The organism is Streptantibioticus rubrisoli (genome assembly GCF_024436055.1).
Taxonomy (GTDB): Bacteria; Actinomycetota; Actinomycetes; order Streptomycetales; family Streptomycetaceae; genus Streptantibioticus_A; species Streptantibioticus_A rubrisoli.
In genome coordinates, this window is sequence record NZ_JANFNH010000002.1 from 238,160 (window position 1) to 254,192 (window position 16,033).

General features: G+C 72.6%; 18 protein-coding genes. 10 read left to right on the top strand and 8 right to left on the bottom strand.

Annotated features, from left to right (window positions below; translation table 11 throughout):
* Positions 1-409 precede the first annotated feature (409 nt).
* Together NON19_RS04395 and NON19_RS04400 are read left to right on the top strand one after the other, a co-directional pair.
* Positions 410-1,273, top strand: coding sequence for a universal stress protein (locus tag NON19_RS04395; RefSeq protein WP_255925240.1), 864 nt, complete (start codon positions 410-412; stop codon positions 1,271-1,273).
* Positions 1,274-1,318: 45 nt separating this feature from the next.
* Entirely contained in the window at positions 1,319-1,894 is a 576-nt protein-coding gene (locus NON19_RS04400; protein WP_443729332.1) for an Rv1733c family protein, read from the top strand.
* A gap of 170 nt (positions 1,895-2,064) precedes the next feature.
* On the opposite strand, the gene NON19_RS04405 is transcribed toward NON19_RS04400, so the two are convergent.
* A complete protein-coding gene (locus NON19_RS04405) occupies positions 2,065-2,298 on the bottom strand; it encodes a hypothetical protein (protein ID WP_255925242.1) in 234 nt (77 codons plus the stop codon).
* A 58-nt stretch (positions 2,299-2,356) separates the two neighbouring features.
* Positions 2,357-2,641: a hypothetical protein gene (locus NON19_RS04410; protein WP_255925243.1), complete on the bottom strand. Its 285-nt coding sequence runs from the start codon at positions 2,639-2,641 to the stop codon at positions 2,357-2,359.
* A 194-nt stretch (positions 2,642-2,835) separates the two neighbouring features.
* On the opposite strand from NON19_RS04410, the gene NON19_RS04415 reads away from it, so the two are divergent.
* A complete protein-coding gene (locus NON19_RS04415) occupies positions 2,836-3,810 on the top strand; it encodes a CapA family protein (protein ID WP_255925244.1) in 975 nt (324 codons plus the stop codon).
* Here the strand turns inward: NON19_RS04415 and ftsH are convergent.
* The 5 genes from ftsH to NON19_RS04440 form a co-directional block, all read right to left on the bottom strand.
* On the bottom strand, positions 3,805-5,757 hold the full coding sequence (ftsH, locus tag NON19_RS04420) for an ATP-dependent zinc metalloprotease FtsH (RefSeq protein ID WP_255925247.1): 1,953 nt from the start codon (positions 5,755-5,757) through the stop codon (positions 3,805-3,807). The genes NON19_RS04415 and ftsH overlap by 6 nt on opposite strands.
* Before the next feature lie 84 nt (positions 5,758-5,841).
* Positions 5,842-6,702 carry a universal stress protein gene (locus NON19_RS04425; protein WP_255925248.1) on the bottom strand — a complete coding sequence of 287 codons (861 nt, stop codon included), beginning with the start codon at positions 6,700-6,702 and terminating at the stop codon, positions 5,842-5,844.
* A gap of 3 nt (positions 6,703-6,705) precedes the next feature.
* The gene (locus NON19_RS04430; protein WP_255925249.1) at positions 6,706-7,131 is read right to left on the bottom strand and encodes an STAS domain-containing protein; all 426 of its coding nucleotides are present in this window, start codon (positions 7,129-7,131) and stop codon (positions 6,706-6,708) included.
* Positions 7,132-7,272: 141 nt separating this feature from the next.
* Positions 7,273-8,277 (bottom strand): 2-hydroxyacid dehydrogenase, encoded by a 1,005-nt coding sequence (locus NON19_RS04435; RefSeq protein ID WP_255925250.1) that lies wholly within the window; start codon positions 8,275-8,277, stop codon positions 7,273-7,275.
* A gap of 15 nt (positions 8,278-8,292) precedes the next feature.
* A complete protein-coding gene (locus NON19_RS04440; RefSeq protein ID WP_255925251.1) occupies positions 8,293-8,742 on the bottom strand; it encodes an SRPBCC family protein in 450 nt (149 codons plus the stop codon).
* An 86-nt stretch (positions 8,743-8,828) separates the two neighbouring features.
* Here NON19_RS04440 and NON19_RS04445 point away from each other — a divergent pair, with 86 nt between their 5' ends.
* From NON19_RS04445 to NON19_RS04465, 5 genes are all read left to right on the top strand, one after another.
* Positions 8,829-9,068, top strand: a complete 240-nt coding sequence (locus NON19_RS04445; RefSeq protein ID WP_255925252.1) for a hypothetical protein — start codon at positions 8,829-8,831, stop codon at positions 9,066-9,068.
* A 184-nt stretch (positions 9,069-9,252) separates the two neighbouring features.
* Entirely contained in the window at positions 9,253-9,786 is a 534-nt protein-coding gene (locus tag NON19_RS04450; protein ID WP_255925253.1) for a SixA phosphatase family protein, read from the top strand.
* Between the two features lie 106 nt (positions 9,787-9,892).
* Positions 9,893-10,654 carry a cysteine--tRNA ligase gene (locus NON19_RS04455; RefSeq protein WP_255925254.1) on the top strand — a complete coding sequence of 254 codons (762 nt, stop codon included), beginning with the start codon at positions 9,893-9,895 and terminating at the stop codon, positions 10,652-10,654.
* 137 nt (positions 10,655-10,791) lie between these two features.
* On the top strand, positions 10,792-11,853 hold the full coding sequence (locus tag NON19_RS04460) for a hypothetical protein (protein ID WP_255925255.1): 1,062 nt from the start codon (positions 10,792-10,794) through the stop codon (positions 11,851-11,853).
* 433 nt (positions 11,854-12,286) lie between these two features.
* Positions 12,287-13,807: a glutamate synthase subunit beta gene (locus NON19_RS04465; protein WP_255925256.1), complete on the top strand. Its 1,521-nt coding sequence runs from the start codon at positions 12,287-12,289 to the stop codon at positions 13,805-13,807.
* Between the two features lie 4 nt (positions 13,808-13,811).
* On the opposite strand, the gene NON19_RS04470 is transcribed toward NON19_RS04465, so the two are convergent.
* Complete coding sequence (locus NON19_RS04470) at positions 13,812-14,816, bottom strand: helix-turn-helix transcriptional regulator (protein ID WP_255925257.1); 1,005 nt, start codon at positions 14,814-14,816, stop codon at positions 13,812-13,814.
* 218 nt (positions 14,817-15,034) lie between these two features.
* Between NON19_RS04470 and NON19_RS04475 the strand changes: the two genes are divergently transcribed.
* On the top strand, positions 15,035-15,238 hold the full coding sequence (locus NON19_RS04475; protein WP_255925258.1) for a hypothetical protein: 204 nt from the start codon (positions 15,035-15,037) through the stop codon (positions 15,236-15,238).
* Positions 15,239-15,293: 55 nt separating this feature from the next.
* Entirely contained in the window at positions 15,294-16,022 is a 729-nt protein-coding gene (locus NON19_RS04480) for a TauD/TfdA family dioxygenase (RefSeq protein ID WP_255925259.1), read from the top strand.
* Positions 16,023-16,033 lie beyond the last annotated feature (11 nt).

Here is a 16,033-nt window from a genome sequence, read left to right on the forward strand (position 1 = left end):
CGGAAGGAGCCAGCGGAGCCGGACACGTGGCACGACCGCAACTGGACGAACCGCTCGAGGAGTTGCGGCTCCGGACCGACGCGGCTCGCGGCACCCGGGAGCGGGCGCACAGGCCGCTGGAGGCCGTGCCGTCGGTCAGCCGGGGGCCGGAGCTCCCGCAGGCGCCGCGGCCTGACCAGCCCGGCCGAACCAGCCACCGAGCACGGCGGTGCCCCGCTCCTCGGCGCTCCGGCGCCCGGCGGCACGCGGCTGACCCGGCGGGTACCGCTCAGCGCGGGACGGTGCGGCCACACGGCGGGGCCGAACGGCCCGTGCTCGGCGACGACCGGCCCTTTCCGTCCGTGCCGCAGCCGGAGGGACGCTGGATACAGGGACGTTTCCGTTCACAGACGACCCGGAGGTGCGCGTCATGGTCCGCCCCATCACCGTCGGAATGAACGGTTCCGCGGCGAGTCTCGCGGCCGCGCACTGGGCCGCGGATGAGGCGTACCTGCGCGACCTGCCGCTACGGCTGGTGTACGCCTGGGAGTGGCTGCCGTCCCAGCAGGGCGCGGGCGGACAGCAGACCTGGCCGGACCGGATCCTCAACGAGGCCGCGACGCGGATCCAGTCCCGCCACCCCGGCGTGCCGGTCGCGGTGGACGGGATCGAGAACCTGCCGGTCAAGGCCCTGGTGGCAGCCGCCCTCGAATCAGAGCTGCTGGTCCTCGGCTCCCGTGGGCTCGGTGGCGTGCACGGCTTCCTGACCGGCTCGGTCGCCCAGGGCGTGGTGGCGCGCGCGGAGCGTCCCGTCGTGCTGGTACGCGCCGGGGTGGAGCCGCCCGGCGGGGGAGCGCGCGATGACCGGCGCGCGGTCGTCGCGGGGATCGACCTCGACCACCTCTGTGAGCCGGTGGTCGCCTTCGCCGTCGACGCCGCGGCGGTGCACGCGACCGCGCTGCGGGCCATCCGGGTCTGGCACGCCCCGGCCCTGTACGACTACGCCGCGGGCGGGGTCGACGCCGAGGCCGCCGACACCGCCGAGCAGCAGGAGCGCCAGGAGTTGTCCGCGGTACTGCGGCCCTGGCGGGAGAAGTTCCCACGGCTGACGGTACGCGAGGAGGTCGTCGCCGGGACGCCCGTGGAACACCTGGTGGCCGCGGCCCGAGACGCCGCCCTGCTGGTCGTGGGACGCCGCACCCAGCGGGCGCCCATGGGCACCCGGCTCGGGGCGGTCGGTCACGCGGTACTGCACCACGCGCCCTGCCCGATCGCTGTCGTACCGCACGAATAGCGCGGGGCGGCGGGCGCGAACCGAAAGGAGAGCGGGTGAAGCCCGATGGGTGCCACGGTGAGGCTGTGGAGAGCGCGGCACAATCCGCTGGTGCGGCGGACCGATGTCGCCGAGGCATGGCTCGGTGTGGGCACGGCCGCGCTGATGACCGCGCTGGCCCCCCTGGCCGGAGCGACCCTCGCCGGAAACGTCGGCGCGCAACTGCTCCGTGACCAGCAGGGCTGGCACCGCACCACGGCGGTGCTCACCGAGAACGCGGCATACACCGAGACCGCTGTGGCAGCCGGGGACACCGGGCGGGCCGAGGCCATGGTGCGCTGGACCGCCCCCGACCACTCGGTGCGCACCGCGATGGCCCTGGTCCCCACCGGCACCAGGGCCGGTGCCACGACGGCGGTCTGGACCGATGCCGCCGGTCGGCTGCGGCACCAGCCGATGACCGCGCACCAGGCCGAGGTACTCGGCGACCTGGCGGGCGCGTGCGCGGCGGCCGGGGTGTGCCTGGTGCTGGTCGGTGGGCGCCGGGTCGTGGTGCGGGTGGTGCTGGACCGGTACCGCGCCCGGGCCTGGGAGCGCGCCTGGGCCGAGGTCGAACCCCGGTGGACGCACCGCCACGCGTGACGGCCCGCCGAAGCCTGCCGGTTGAGGCCAGCGGGGCGTTACCGGGGAGACCCAAGCGCTCCGCTGGGAGTGCGGCGATGTGCCGTCGATCGTCCGCGCACCATCGTGGCTGGTCGCGCAGTCGCCCCTTCGGGGCGATACCGAACCGCAGCGGACCTCGCCCGACCTGCTCAGCCCGGCTTCCTCGCCACCAAAGTGGGCTGCCCGGCCTGGATCTCCACCCGCAACTGGTTGAAGATGTCCGGCAGGGTGGACCCGGCGTACCCCGGCGGTACCTCGACCTCGGCCACTTCCTGGCCGACGTCGGTGGCGAGCAGTTGATGGGCGGGCTGGCCTTCCTCCACGGCCGTGCCCGACAGGGCGATGAGATTGCCTTCGGTGTCGTAGAGCACCTGGACCCTCATGCGTCTCCTTTTGTCTTTTTTCTTTTGTCCTTCACGCCGTGCGTGTGAACTTCGGACTTCAAGGCGTCACGACGGTCATGACCGCCTGGAATTCCTGTGCGTTGAAGTGAGCGTTGTGCCAGGTGACAAGGCTGTCGTAGCGTCGGCCGCCGGAGACCACGTCCCAGTCCTGGGCCTCTTTCTCGATTTCGATCGGAATTCCGTCGCTGCGCGGGGTGGGGGTGGCGGACATGCGTTGCCAGGTTTGCCAGTCCGCCACCCCCGGCCAGTAATACGCCACCGTCACGTGGGCGTCCGCGGCCAGCACCGAAAGGGGCAGGATCCCGCAGTGCACGGTTGCCATGGCTCTTGTCTTTCTGCTGTGCGATGGCTCATGACGTCTTTTGCTCGATGGGCCAGACGCGTTACTCCCTATTGTGCTCGGCGTCCAAATGCCCGATACATTCGCCGCCGATTGTTCACTCGGTTGGCCTACTCGAATTACTAATCTCCCGGAATCCGGCACTCCGCCCGGTGGCAGGAGCAGGATGGAAGGTGATGACCGTCAAGCTCGCACTGGCCGGTGACACGATGCTCGGCCGCGGGGTCGCGGAGTGGATCACGCGGTACGGGCCGGGGGCACTGTTCGCGCCCGAGCTGAAGCAGACCGCGGCGGAGGCGGACGCCTTCGTGCTCAACCTGGAGTGCTGCGTCTCCGACCGCGGCCGACCCGCCCCCGTACCGGGCAAGCCGTTCTACTTCCGGGCACCGCCCGCCGCCGTGCGGGCGCTGGCCGAACTGGGCGTGAACGCCGTCTCGCTGGCCAACAACCACGCCCTGGACTTCGGCCCCACCGCGCTCGCCGACACCCTGGAACTGCTGACCGCCGCAGGCATCCAGACCTTCGGCGCGGGCGCCACCGAGGAGCAGGCCCGCGCCCCTGTCGTACTGACCGTGCGCGGCCTGCGCATCGGGCTGATCGGCGTCGTGGACCACGCCGAGGAGTTCGCCGCCGGTCCCGACCGGCCCGGAACCGCCTACGCGGACCTCAGCAGCGCCGTACCGCCCTGGCTCACCGACGCGGTACACCAACTGCGCGAGCGCACCGACATCACCCTGGTCGCCACGCACTGGGGACCGAACATGGTCGGCCAGCCCGTGCGCCACGTCCGCCGGGCCGCGCCCGAGCTGACGGCGGCCGGTGCCACCCTGGTGGTGGGCCACTCGGCCCATGTCTTCCACGGCTTCACCCGTCAAGTCCTGTTCGACCTCGGGGACTTCATCGACGACTACGCCGTCCATCCGCAGCTCCGCAACGACCTGGGCCTGCTGTTCCTGGTGACGCTGGACGCCACCGGTGTACGGCGGGTCGAGGCCGTCCCGCTGACCCTGAAGTACTGTCACACCCGGCTGGCCGCCGGTGCCGACCACGCCTGGATCAGCGACCGGCTGCGCCGGGTGTGCGCCCCCTTCGGCACCGAACTCACCGAGCGGGACGGCCGACTGGCCGCCTCCTGGGTGGACGGTTCATGACCGGGCCGCGCGTGCCGCGGCGCCCGAGGGGTGGCCGTCGCCCGGCCGCTGCTCCTGGCGCAGCACCTCAAGCACCGCCGAGCCGTCCACCGTCTCCCGGGCGACCAGCAGATCGGCCAGCTGGTCCAGGGCCGCCCGGTGGTCCCGCAGCAGGCCGAGCGCGCGTACCTCCGCCTGCCGCAGCAGCCGGGCCACCTCCTGGTCCACCACGCGCTGGGTCTGCTCCGAGTACGGCGGCCGGGCCAACTCCTCGTTGTTCTGGCCGAGGTACTGCGGATTGGACGAGGCGTAGCCGATCGGCCCCAACTCCGGTGACAGGCCGAACTCCCGGACCATCCGGGTGGCGATCTGGGTGGCACCGGCGAGGTCGTTGGCGGCACCGGTGGACCCCTCGCCGAACACCACCAACTCCGCCGCCCGGCCGCCGAGTCGGACCGCCAGCAGATCGGTCAGATACCCCTCGCTGTACAAGTGCCGTTCGGCCTCCGGGAGTTGCTCGGTGACGCCCAGCGCGATCCCGGAGGGCAGGATGGTGACCTTGGCGACCGGGTCGGCGTGCTCGCACAGCGCCGCGACGAGCGCGTGCCCGGACTCATGGACGGCCACCGAGCGCCGCTCGTCCGGCAGCAGGGCGTTGGAGGTCTCCCGGCGGCCGAGCAGCACCCGGTCGCGGGCCGCGTCCAGGTCCTGGGCGATGATGATGGAGCGCTCCGCACGCACCGCGTTGATGGCCGCCTCGTTGACCAGGTTCGCCAGGTCGGCGCCGGAGAACCCCGGGGTGGCCCGGGCCACCGCGTCGAGGTCCACGTCGGGGGCGAGGACCTTGCCGCGGGCGTGCACCGCGAGGATGGCGGCCCGCTCGGACTGGTTGGGCAGCGGTACGGTCACCTGCCGGTCGAACCGGCCCGGGCGCAGCAGCGCGGGGTCCAGCGCCTCGGGCCGGTTGGTGGCGGCCAGCACGACGATGCCGGTGGCCTCGTCGAAGCCGTCCATCTCGGCCAGCAACTGGTTCAGGGTCTGCTCGCGCTCGTCGTTGCCGCCGAGCCGCACCCCGCTGCGCCGACTGCCCACCGCGTCGAGTTCGTCGATGAAGATGATCGACGGTGCCCGCTTGCGCGCGTCGTCGAACAGGTCGCGCACCCGGGAGGCGCCGACCCCGACGAACATCTCCACGAACGCCGAGCCGGTCACGGACAGGAACGGCACGTCCGCCTCCCCGGCCACCGCCCGGGCCAGCAGTGTCTTGCCGGTGCCCGGCGGCCCGACCATGATCACGCCACGGGGTCCCTTGGCGCCCGCCGCCGCGTAGCGGGCGGGGTTGCGCAGGTAGTCGACCACCTCGCTGATCTCCTGCTTGACCCCGCCGTATCCGGCGATGTCGTCGAACCGCGTGGTAGGACGCTCGGCCTCGATGATCTTCGCGCGGGACCGGCCGATGGCGCTCAGGCCGCCGGTCAAAGAGCTGGCCGTGCGCCGCGCGGTCCACAGGAAGAACCCGATGAGCAGCAGGAACGGCAGGAAGCCCAGCAGCACCGACAGCAGCGCGTTGCCGCCGCCGCTCTGGGTTGCGCTGACCTGGACGTGGTGGGACTGCAACTGCTGCTGGAGCTGGCCGGTGCCCAGCGCGGTCGGGATCCGGGTGGTGAACTTGGTGCCGTCCTTCAGCGTGCCGTCCACCGCGCCCTTGTCGTCGATGTCGACCGTCTGCACCTGGCTGGCGCCCACCTTGCTGACGAAGTCGCTGTAGGTCAGCTGGGTGTGCGGCGGCCCGGTCGGCGCACGGGCCAGCAGCACGATGATCGCCAGGGTCGCGAACACCAGCGGCAGCAGCCAGCGCCGCCATGGCGCGGGCGGCGGCTCCTGCGGGCGCTGCGGTGGCTCCTGCGGCGGCCCCGGCTTGGCCGGCGGGGTCAGATGCCGATGGGGCAGACGTACACGTGTGATCACGGGATGCCTCCACGGCCGCGGACATGACCGTCCACGGCCCTCTACCACCAGTGTCGCCCTGTCCGCGGGGGAGCGCGGCCACCGTCACACCGGTACGACCGCCACCGGGCACCGGGCGTGGTGCAGCGCCCGCCGCGTCACCCGCCCCAGCGGCAGCGCGAACCGGCCGCGGTGCCGACGCGCCCCCACCACCAGCAGCGACGTGTCCCACGAGGCGTCCACCAACGCGGCCTCCGGCTCCACGGGCCCCACCTCGATCCGTACCGCCACCGAGGGGAAGGCCTCGCGCACCGGCGCCAGTACCGTCGCCAGCTCCTCGCGCTCGGCACGATCGCGCTCCACGACCTCCGCCGGGGGCACGGTGTGGCCGGGCGGCGTCTGCGGGTCCAGCCAGCCGCGTACCGCCCGCACCGGCACGCCCCTCCGTTCGGCCTCGGCGAAGGCGAACTCCACCGGCTCCCGCCGCTCGTCCGGCGCCACCCCCACGACCACCGGCCCACTGCCGGATGCCGCGGTGCGCACCACGGCCACCGGGCAGGGCGAGTGCGCCGCCAGCGTCTCGCCCACCGAGCCCAGCAGCAGCTCCGGGAACCGGCTCAGTCCGCGCGCCCCCACCACCAGCAGATCGGCGCCTTCCGCCAGGCTCAGCAGGTTGACCGCCGGTTCGCCGGGCAGCAGTTCGGTGGTCAGCTCCAGTTCCGGGTGGCGGTCGCGCACCCGTCGCTCGGCCCGCGCCACCAGTTCCTCCGCGGCCTGGCGGGCGGCCTCCACCAGGCGGCCGCCGTCGGCGTCCGGCAGCTGACGGAGGGCTATCCGCCACGCGTGGCCGACGCGCAGTTGGTCATGGCGAGCGGCGGCGTCGTCGGCCGCCCAGTCCAACGCGGCCTGCGACGCGGCTGATTCGTCGATGCCGACGACGACGTACGGATCGCGGGAAGTGGTCATCGTTCACCCCGGCTGCACGGCGCGGCTGAGCGCGGTGAGGCGGTGTCCGTCGGCGGTGGCGCCATGCGCGGCCAGCGCCTCGTCCAGCCCGCCGTGCACGTCGAACGCCGTGGACAACCCGACGAGGTCGAGCACCCGCAGCACCCGCGGGTCGTGGATGACCAGCGCCAGTCGGCCGCCGCGGACGCGCACCCGGCGCCGCGCCCGGCACAGCACCGCGAGCCCGGCGCAGTCGATGAACGTCACCGGCCGCAGGTCAAGCACCAGCAGCGGGCGCCGCCGTGCGGTCAGCCGGTCCAGGCGGCCCGCCACCGCGGGCCCGGAGGCGAAGTCCACCTCGCCGTGCAGCTCCGCGACGAGGACGCGGCCGACCGACCACTGGCGTACCTGGGCCACTGGCTGGCCGTCGTGCGGCTGGATCTTCGGCATGGCTGCCTCTTGGTGCGTTGGCGGCGGTCCGTCGGCCGCCGGGTGGGACACCTCCAGCAAAGGCCGCGCGGGGCGGTGGCGTAAGTGCGGATGGTCACCGCCCGGTCGGGCCGATGGTCCCGGCCACGGCCCGGTGCCCGGTCACGCGTGGTCGTGCGGTGAGGTGAGGGTGTTCTCGCCGGTGCGCCCGGCCAGGTAGTCCTCGACGTTCCGCACGGTGGTGTCGATGATCTGGGCGACGGCGTCCTGGGTGAAGTACGCCTGGTGGGAGGTGACCAGCACGTTGCGGAAGCTCATCAGCCGGGCCAGGGTGTCATCGGTCATCACCTCCAGGGACCGGTCGAAGAAGAAGACCCCGGCCTCCTCCTCGTACACATCGAGCCCCACACCCTCCAGACCGCCCCGTCGCAGCGTCTCCACCAGCGCGGCCGCGTCGACCAGACCTCCCCGGCTGGTGTTGATCAGGATCGCGTCGCGCTTCATCCGGCCCAACGCCCGCGCGTCCACCAGGTGGTGGGTCTCGGGCGCCAGCGGAACGTGCAGGCTGATCAGGTCGGACTCGGCGAACAGGCGCTCCAGCTCCACGTACCGCATGCCCAGCGCCAGGCACCGCGCGTTCTGCGTGATGTCCCAGCCGAGCAGTCGCATGCCGAAGCCGCCCGCGATCCCGGCGAACGCGGTACCGATCCTGCCGGTGCCCAGGACGCCGGCGGTGCGGCCGTGGAAGTCCCGGCCCATCAGGCCGGTCAGCCGGAAGTCGAACTCCCGGGTCCGCCCGACCGCCCGTACCACCCGGCGGTTCACCGCGAGGGCCAGGGCCCAGGCGAACTCCGCGACGGCGTACGGGGAGTAGTGCGACACCCGGGCGACGGTCAGTCCGACCTTGCGGGCCTGTTCGAGGTCGATGTTGTGGTAGCCGGTGGACCGCTGGGTGACCAGCCGGGTGCCGCCCTGCGCCAGCGCCTTGAGCACGTCCGCGTCCAGCCGGTCGTTCATGCTGGTGATCACCGCCTCGTACCCGGCGGCCGTCGGCGCGGTGTCCCGGTTGAGCACGAAGTCCAGGCAGCGCAGGTCGTGCCGCCCCTGGAAGGCCTGCTCCAGCGCGGAACGCTCGTCCGCCAGCACCCCGTAGGCGATGATGTCCACGGTGCGGGCTGCCGGTCAGCGCTTGTGCTCGACGAGGTCCTTGAACTTTTCGAGATCGTGCTGGACCAGCTCCTGGATCGCGTCGGACTGGGCGAAGCCCTTGGGGCCGCCGAAGGCCTCCCGGGTCTTCTCCGGGTCGTACTCCACACGCACCTGCACCTGGGTGTGCTGGGCGTCGATGGACCGTACGGTGAACGCGCCCTTCAGCTCGGCGCTCTCGCCCTTGGCGGTGTGCCAGAGCATCACGTTGCCCTTCTCGCCGCCCTTGGCGCGGTCGCTGATCTCGGTGTCCACCCCGCTCAGCCGACCGCCGGGTTCCAGGTCCAGATGAGCTCGGCTCTTGCCCTGTGGTCGGGCCTCGCGGACGCCGTCCACGAACCGCGGGTAGCTCTCCACGCTGTGCAGGCAGTCCCAGGCGACCTCGGCGGGGACGTCGACGTCGATCTGCTTCTCGATCGTGCTCATCGCACACCTCCGTGATCATCCGTGCTTACGCGGCCGGACCCCACCTCCACGATGCGCCGTCCGGGGGATGGCCGCACCCTGAAGGTATGAAGGACACCGCGAGCGGGACCGGCCAGGACTACCCGGTCGAAGTGGCCCCGTACAAAAGCGACAGCCGCTACCGGCGTGTGCATCTGAGAGGTCGTGGATGGATGCCGCTGGAGCGGGAGGAGTTCGAACCGCGGGTGCACCAGGCGTTCCCCGGGCTCGATCTGAGCGACCCCAGCAAGGTGCACTGGGACGACCACCCGTGGGAGTGGCCGCCCTGGCACCCCGGAGAGGCATGAGGACCGGACCGTCGACCGGACGGCGCCGCCGCAACGGCCGGGGCACCGCCGAGCGGTGACGGCGGCGCCGTCGGCCAGCAGCGTCAACTGGCCGCCAGGCGCCGCTCGTTGACGGTACGCGCCGTCGGCGAGTGGCCCCGTTGTCCGCCACCCCGAGGGGGACCGCGTACGGGACACTGGTGTCATGACCGCGCCCGGCGCCAAGCGCCTCTACGTCCTGCGGCACGCGAAGTCCGCCTGGCCGCCGGGGGTGCCTGACCCCGACCGCCCGCTGGCCGGGCGCGGCCGACGGGACGCCACCGCCGCCGGGCACTGGCTGCGGGCCGCGGACCGCCCGCCCGAGCTGGTGGTCTGCTCCCCGGCCCGGCGCACCCGGCAGACCTGGGAGCTGGTCCACGCTGAGCTGGCCGCCGACCCGGAGGTCGTCCACGACGACCGGCTCTACGCGGCCGAACCGGCGGAACTGCTCCGCGTGCTACGGCAGACGCCCGAGCGGATGCGCACCGTACTGCTGATCGCCCACCAGCCCGGGACGCGGGCGCTGACGCTCGCGCTCGCCGCAGATGCCGAGGGCGACGCGCTGCGGCGGGTGGCGGAGAAGTTCCCGACCTCCGCGATCGCCGTGCTCGACGTGGACGGCCCCTGGTCGGCGCTGGCCGACGGGTGCGCCGTGCTGGCGGAGTTCGTCGTGCCGCGCGGCAAGAAGCAGCCGGGGTAGCGCGCGGTCGGCGCCGGGCCGACACTGGATGTGGTGCCCGCGCCGTGCGGGGGCGCCAACCGCCCTGCGAGCGGCGCCAGTTGCCGCGGCCCGAGTGGAGGACGACGTGCGCCTCACCGACGCTAGAACCGGGCAACGGGTCGAACTGCGCGTCGCCCGCCGCGGACTGCTGCGGGCGTGCGTTCACCTGTCGGCCGACGACCGCCCCGGGGGCCTGGACGATCTGCGGGCGCTGCTGGTGGCCGACGTGCTGTCCAGGACGGCGGAGGCCGAGGGCGCGCAGGTGCTGCTCGGGTACGCCGCGCCGGGCCTCACCGAGGAGCGGGCCAAGGCATGGGCGCGGCACGCCGGTCCGCTCGGCGTCCACCCGCCCGCCGGGCACACCGACGCGCCCGACCCACGGGCGGTCCTCGGCGGCCCCGTGGACCTCCACCTGGGCGCGGGGCCGCCCACGGTCGACGGCCCGTGGTTCCGCACCGGCCCCGTGCACGCCCCCGGTCTCGTCCGGTGGCCGGACGACCCCGAGCCGCTCGCCGTCCGCCTCGCACTGCTGGGTCAGCCGCACCGTCAGCCCGCCGACCTCGGCCCCGCGGTACTGGCCGACGCCCGGACCCGGCTGGAGGGCTGGCGCGGACTGGTCGCCGCTTGGGCCGACGCGCCCTCCCGGCCCCCGCACACCGAGGCCGTACGGCGGGCCTTCACCGGCTTCCACGACGACCTGGACACCACCACCGCGCTCACCGTGCTGCGCGACCTGGAGTCCGACGCGGATGTCCCGGACGGCGCCAGGTTCGAGAGCTACCTGCGGCTGGACCGGGTCCTCGGCCTGGAGCTTCCCCGTCAGATCGGCCGGCCGCGAATACGGTGAGCGGCCATCAGGTCGTAATTCCACCACGTCACGTGGGAACCCTGGCGCATCGGGGGAACCATGAGCCCAGGTGAACAGTCCCTGACTTCGAAGGCGTACGAACGCAAACCACAGCCCGAGTGTGGGGGGAGCCGAAAATGACACGAAGAGTCGTACAGCAGCGCACGGCGCGCAAGGCACACAAGGCGGCCGCCGGGTCGGCGGTGGCGCTGACCGCTGGGCTGGCCCTGGTGGTGGGAACCGCCGGGACCGGTCAGGCCGCCACCGCGGCCAGCGGTGCGCAGGCGGCGCCGAGCTGCGGCGCCGAGCAGGGGTCGGCGGCCGCGGCCGCAGACTCCGCGGTCCCGTCGCTGGCCGCGGTCGGCACCGCTGGTCAGAAGATCTCCTACGGCCTGGCCACGCAGGCGCCGATCGGGCTGTGGTCGTCCTCCAGCGTCACCCTGCGCACCCCCGTCTCCAAGGGCACGGTGCGGCTGGACGTCAGCAGCCGCGGCTTCAGCACCGACTCGCTTGAGGTGCAGCGGTACGTGCCGCGCAGCCACCGCTGGGTGGACCTCGACTCCACTCCGGGCACCGGCAGTTGGCCACGGCACGGGGTCTTCACCTTCCCGGTCAGCGCGGCCGCGAGCGCCGGTCATCCGTACACCGTGGCGCTGCGGGTGCAGGACCTCGACCGGCCCGGCAGCTTCACCGTCGCCGCCTCGGTCAACGACGGACACGGCCACACCTACCGGGCGGCGGCCCGTACCGCCGCCGCCACCCGTCCCACGGTGACGGTCAGCGGCTGGCAGTCCGGCACCACACTGGTGCGCGGCGGAGCGGCGCGAGACCTCAAGGTCACCGTGAAGAACACCACCGACCGGGCCTACCCCGCGCTGAACGCCAGCTACTACGCGTACGGGCAGGGCAGCAGGCACGCGTTGGTGCCCAAGGACCTGGTGCTCAAGGAGTACCAGCCCGGGCGCGGCTGGATCCGGGTCCCGCTGGTCCCCAACGGCTGCGACCCCGGCATGGCCGTCACCCTCCGCCCGACCGCCAAGGGTCCGCTCGCCCCCGGCGCGACCGCCGTCTACCGGCTGCGGGTGGCGGTCGCGAAGTCGGCGCCCAGCGATGTGGCACACGCCGACGCGGGCCTGTCCGTGGGCAACGGCGAGCTGCCGTTCGCCTCACAGGAACTCCCGTTCACCATCCACGGCTAGGCGGGGAGCGCGGGGTGCCCTTCCGGCGGATCCCGTGATCACGGGGTGCGGTGGCTGTTGACCGCCGGTCCACTTGTACGTGGTTGCTCGCCGTCGCGGCGGAGTCGGTTACCGCGGTCTCGCGGAAAGCTTTCACCGCCGCGGCGGCGGCTTTGGGTGTCGTGGTCTCGAGGAGAGCTTTCGTCGCCGCGGCGGAAACTTCCCACCGCCGCGACGGCGAGCACCTCCACGGTGGAGCCCGGCGGTTACGAACCCACCGCAACGCGCGGAGGCAGCGCACCGCACCGCTCAGCGGTCCAGCAAAGCGCAGCGCACCGCACCGCTCAGCGGTCCGGCGGAGCCGGTCGTATCGTGGCAAAAAGGCGCCAGCCAAAAGAGGCGCGCCAGCCAAAAGAGGCGCGCCAGCCGCGATGCCGCACCGTCGGAGGCCGTGATGGCCGATCCCAGAGCGTTTCTCACTACTCCCCGGCGTACCTGCGCCCGCCGCCCGGTCGAGGAGCGGGTGCGGGACTGGAACGAGGTCTACGACGGCCAGAGCCTGCTACCGATCATCAACGCGCAGGCGGGCCGCTGCATGGACTGCGGGATCCCGTTCTGCCACAGCAGCTGCCCCCTGGGAAACCTCATCCCGGAGTGGAACATGCTGGTCTCCCGGGACGACTGGGACACCGCGAGCCACCGGCTGCACGCCACCAACAACTTCCCCGAGTTCACCGGCCGACTCTGCCCGGCCCCCTGCGAGACGGGCTGTGTGCTGGCGATCAACGCGGACCCGGTGACGATCAAGAACGTCGAGATGGCGATCGCCGATCACGCCTGGGAGCACGGCCTGGTCCAGCCGCTGCCCCCGCAGCGGCTGTCCGGCAAGACGGTCGCGGTGATCGGCTCCGGCCCGGCGGGCCTCGCCGCCGCACAGCAGCTCACCCGCGCCGGGCACACCGTCGTGGTGTACGAGCGCGACGACCGGGTCGGTGGACTACTGCGGTACGGCATCCCCGAGTTCAAGATGGAGAAGCGGCACCTCGACCGCCGGATATCCCAAATGCGGGACGAGGGAACGAAGTTCCGCACCGGGACGGACATCGGCACCGACCTCGACGCCGCCGAGCTGCGGGCCCGCCATGACGCGCTGCTGATCGCGGTCGGTGCGACCGCCTGGCGTGAACTCCCCGTGGACGGGCGGGAGTTGTCGGGCATCCATCAGGCGATGGAGTACCTTCCGCTGGCCAACCGGGTCCAGGAGGGGGACTTCACCGAACCGCCGATCACCGCCGAGGGCAAGCACGTGGTGATCGTCGGCGGCGGTGACACCGGCGCCGACTGCCTCGGCACCGTGCTGCGGCAGCGCGCCGCCTCCGTCGTCCAGTTGGACATCAACCCGCGGCCGGGCGACCACCGCCGCGATGACGAGCCGTGGCCCACGTATCCGCGGGTGCACCGGGTCTCGCCCGCGCACGAGGAGGGGCATGTGCTCGCCCAGCGGTACGGCGAGACGGACACCGGCGGGCTCGCGCTGCCGCGGACCGACGCGGACGTGAGGCTGTTCTCCGCCTCCACCCTGCGCTTCGAGGGCGACGACACCGGGCACGTGACGGCGCTGCACCTGGCCGACACCGAGCCGGGGGAGCGCCGCCCGATCGCCGGTACCGAGCGGTCGATACCGGCCCAACTGGTGCTGCTCGCCCTGGGGTTCAGCGGCCCCGAGCCGGACAGCCGCATCATCGAGCAGCTCGGGCTGCGGCTCGACCCCCGCGGCCGCCTCGCCCGGGACGAGGGCTTCGGCACCGAGGCGCCCGGGGTGTACGTCGCCGGTGACGCGGGCCGTGGCCAGTCGCTGATCGTCTGGGCCATCGCGGAGGGCCGGGCCGCCGCCGCGGCGATCGACCGCTACCTGACCGGCCGCACCGAACTGCCCATGCCGGTACGCGCCACCGACCGCCCGCTGACCGCGTGACGGTTCACCCGTCCGCCATGGACTCCAGGGCGTACGGCTCCGTGGTGGCCAGCAGATAGCCGAGGTGCGTCCGGTTGCGGGCGCCCAGCCGTTTCATGATCTTGGCGATATGGGCGCGGCAGGTGCGTTCGCTGATGCCCAGACGCCGCGCTATGGCGCTGTCCTTGTCCTCGGAGAGCATCAGCCGGGCGATGGAGCGCTGCATGGCGGAGGAGACCGCCCGGTTCGCCCGGTTCTCGTACGCGGAGGTGAACGGCAGCGCCGAATCCCAGGCCCGCTGGAAGGAGTTGACCAGGAAGGCCACCACCGACGGCTGCCGGATGAGCACCGCCTTGGCGTCGTCCTCGGCGTCGGGGATGAACGCCGTCCGGCGGTCGAAGACCAGCAGCCTTCGGAAGAACTCGTCCAGGGTCCGCACCTCGCAGCCGAGGCTGGACACCCGCTCCACATACGCCTGGGTCGGCAGGCTGAACCGGGCACTGTGCTGGTACACGGTCCGCATCCGTACCCCGCGGGAGAGCATCTCGATGTCCCGGGGCAGTGCCTCCTCCAGCACCCGCTCGGAACGCGGGCCGCCCGGTTGCGCGGTGAGCACCTCGTGCTCGCAGGAGCGGGCGGCGGCCTCGATGGCGGAGGTGATCTCCGCGGGATCCTCCAGCGGGACCAGCGACTGGGCGTCGGCACGGGCGTTCCGCACCAGGTCGTGAACGGCCTGCAGCGGCTCCAGTTGGGCGTACAGCTGGCGCAGCCGGTGCTGTAGGGCGCTCACCTCGTCCTGCAGCGGTGCGATGACCCGCGACTCGGCGACCAGCGGACTGGCCGCGGCGAGCACGTCGGGTCTGCCCGGCAGGGGGTGCAGCAGGTGGAGCGCGCGCAACTGGTCCAACGCCGCCGCCCGCGCCCGGGCCGCGGCCGTTCCAGGGGGTCGCAGCAACTCCTCGGTGGACATCGGCCCGTTCAGCAGTACCGCCTTGTAGATGGCCGTCATCGCCTCATGGACCGCGGACAACTCAGGTGGCGCTTCTGTGGTTTGCCCCTCTATGGGGTGTTCCATAGCGTTCTGCTCCCTGTTCAGGATGCTGCACTGCACCATCCTGCCCCATGAAGATCAATGAGCGGCGGCCCGGTCGGCGGCAGACTCGCAAGCGGGCCGGCAGTCGTACGGCGGCAGTCCGCCGACGCTCGGCCCGGTTCACCACCCACCCCACCTGATGGAGACGGGCAACCATGACCAGATCCAAGCTGTGGCTGACGACCCTGCCCCTGCTGGCCGCTGTCGCGGGCGGTTTGACGGCCGCTGGCGGCCCGCTCGCCTCCGGACAGGCCGTGCGGCACGGGTCGTGCAGAACCCTCGCCGACACCGGCTGGGGCAAGGCGGTGCCCGCTGTGGCCTCCCACCAGGTGGCCGCCAAGGACACCGGCTGGGGCTAGTCCCCACAGGGCACCGGTCGGCAACGGAAACCCGTGAGGAGAGCGGAGCAACGCCATGAGCACCACCGTTGACGTACACAACAAGGAACTGGTCGAGCACGGCTACACCCTCCTGGACGGCATCGGCACCGACGAGCAGGCCGCCGAGGCGCTGAGCTGGCTCGGCGAGCTCATCCCGCAGTACGACGGGAACCTGCGCCACCAGGTGAAGGCCGCCCCCGGCTTCGAGGGGCGCAGGTACTCCAAGAGCACCAACACCATCTCGGTGCACACCGAGGCCCCCGGCTGGAACCCACCGCCCCGCTACCTGGCCCTGCACTGCCGGGTACAGGCGAAGTGCGGCAGCGGCCACACCGAACTCGCCGACGCCCGCGCCTTCGTGGCCGGTCTGGACGAGGCCGACCGCCGCCTGATGTACGAGCGCAGCGTCGACTGGGTGGGCCACAACACCGGCGGCACCGGCAGTTCCGGAGTGAGCCGCCCGGCCGTGGAACGCCTCGCGGACGGGCGCGAGATCGTGCGGTTCAGCTACAACCTGCTGACCGCCGGGCACTACGACCCGCCGGTGGACGCCGAAGTGCGCCCGGAGAACCTCCCGTTGGGCGCGCCGGGCATCGAACTCGCCCGCAAGGCGGAGGAGTTCTTCCGCGCGTACAAGGTGTCCGTCCTCATCCCCGAGGACTCCGTCCTGGTCTGGGACAACCAGCGGATGCTGCACGCCCGCTCGTCGTACACCGACGTACGGCGCCATCTCACCCGCTACTGGCTGGCGGACGGCGACTGAAGGCCCGCACC

Coding starts and splice junctions, on each gene's coding strand:
- NON19_RS04400 (WP_443729332.1), top strand. CDS start 1,319: ATGGGTGCCACGGTGAGGCTGTGGAGAGCGCGGCACAATCCGCTGGTG.
- NON19_RS04430 (WP_255925249.1), bottom strand. CDS start 7,131: ATGCCGAAGATCCAGCCGCACGACGGCCAGCCAGTGGCCCAGGTACGC.
- NON19_RS04465 (WP_255925256.1), top strand. CDS start 12,287: ATGGCCGATCCCAGAGCGTTTCTCACTACTCCCCGGCGTACCTGCGCC.
- NON19_RS04425 (WP_255925248.1), bottom strand. CDS start 6,702: ATGACCACTTCCCGCGATCCGTACGTCGTCGTCGGCATCGACGAATCA.
- NON19_RS04480 (WP_255925259.1), top strand. CDS start 15,294: ATGAGCACCACCGTTGACGTACACAACAAGGAACTGGTCGAGCACGGC.
- NON19_RS04475 (WP_255925258.1), top strand. CDS start 15,035: ATGACCAGATCCAAGCTGTGGCTGACGACCCTGCCCCTGCTGGCCGCT.
- NON19_RS04395 (WP_255925240.1), top strand. CDS start 410: ATGGTCCGCCCCATCACCGTCGGAATGAACGGTTCCGCGGCGAGTCTC.
- NON19_RS04415 (WP_255925244.1), top strand. CDS start 2,836: ATGACCGTCAAGCTCGCACTGGCCGGTGACACGATGCTCGGCCGCGGG.
- NON19_RS04450 (WP_255925253.1), top strand. CDS start 9,253: ATGACCGCGCCCGGCGCCAAGCGCCTCTACGTCCTGCGGCACGCGAAG.
- NON19_RS04410 (WP_255925243.1), bottom strand. CDS start 2,641: ATGGCAACCGTGCACTGCGGGATCCTGCCCCTTTCGGTGCTGGCCGCG.
- NON19_RS04405 (WP_255925242.1), bottom strand. CDS start 2,298: ATGAGGGTCCAGGTGCTCTACGACACCGAAGGCAATCTCATCGCCCTG.
- NON19_RS04460 (WP_255925255.1), top strand. CDS start 10,792: ATGACACGAAGAGTCGTACAGCAGCGCACGGCGCGCAAGGCACACAAG.
- NON19_RS04445 (WP_255925252.1), top strand. CDS start 8,829: ATGAAGGACACCGCGAGCGGGACCGGCCAGGACTACCCGGTCGAAGTG.
- NON19_RS04440 (WP_255925251.1), bottom strand. CDS start 8,742: ATGAGCACGATCGAGAAGCAGATCGACGTCGACGTCCCCGCCGAGGTC.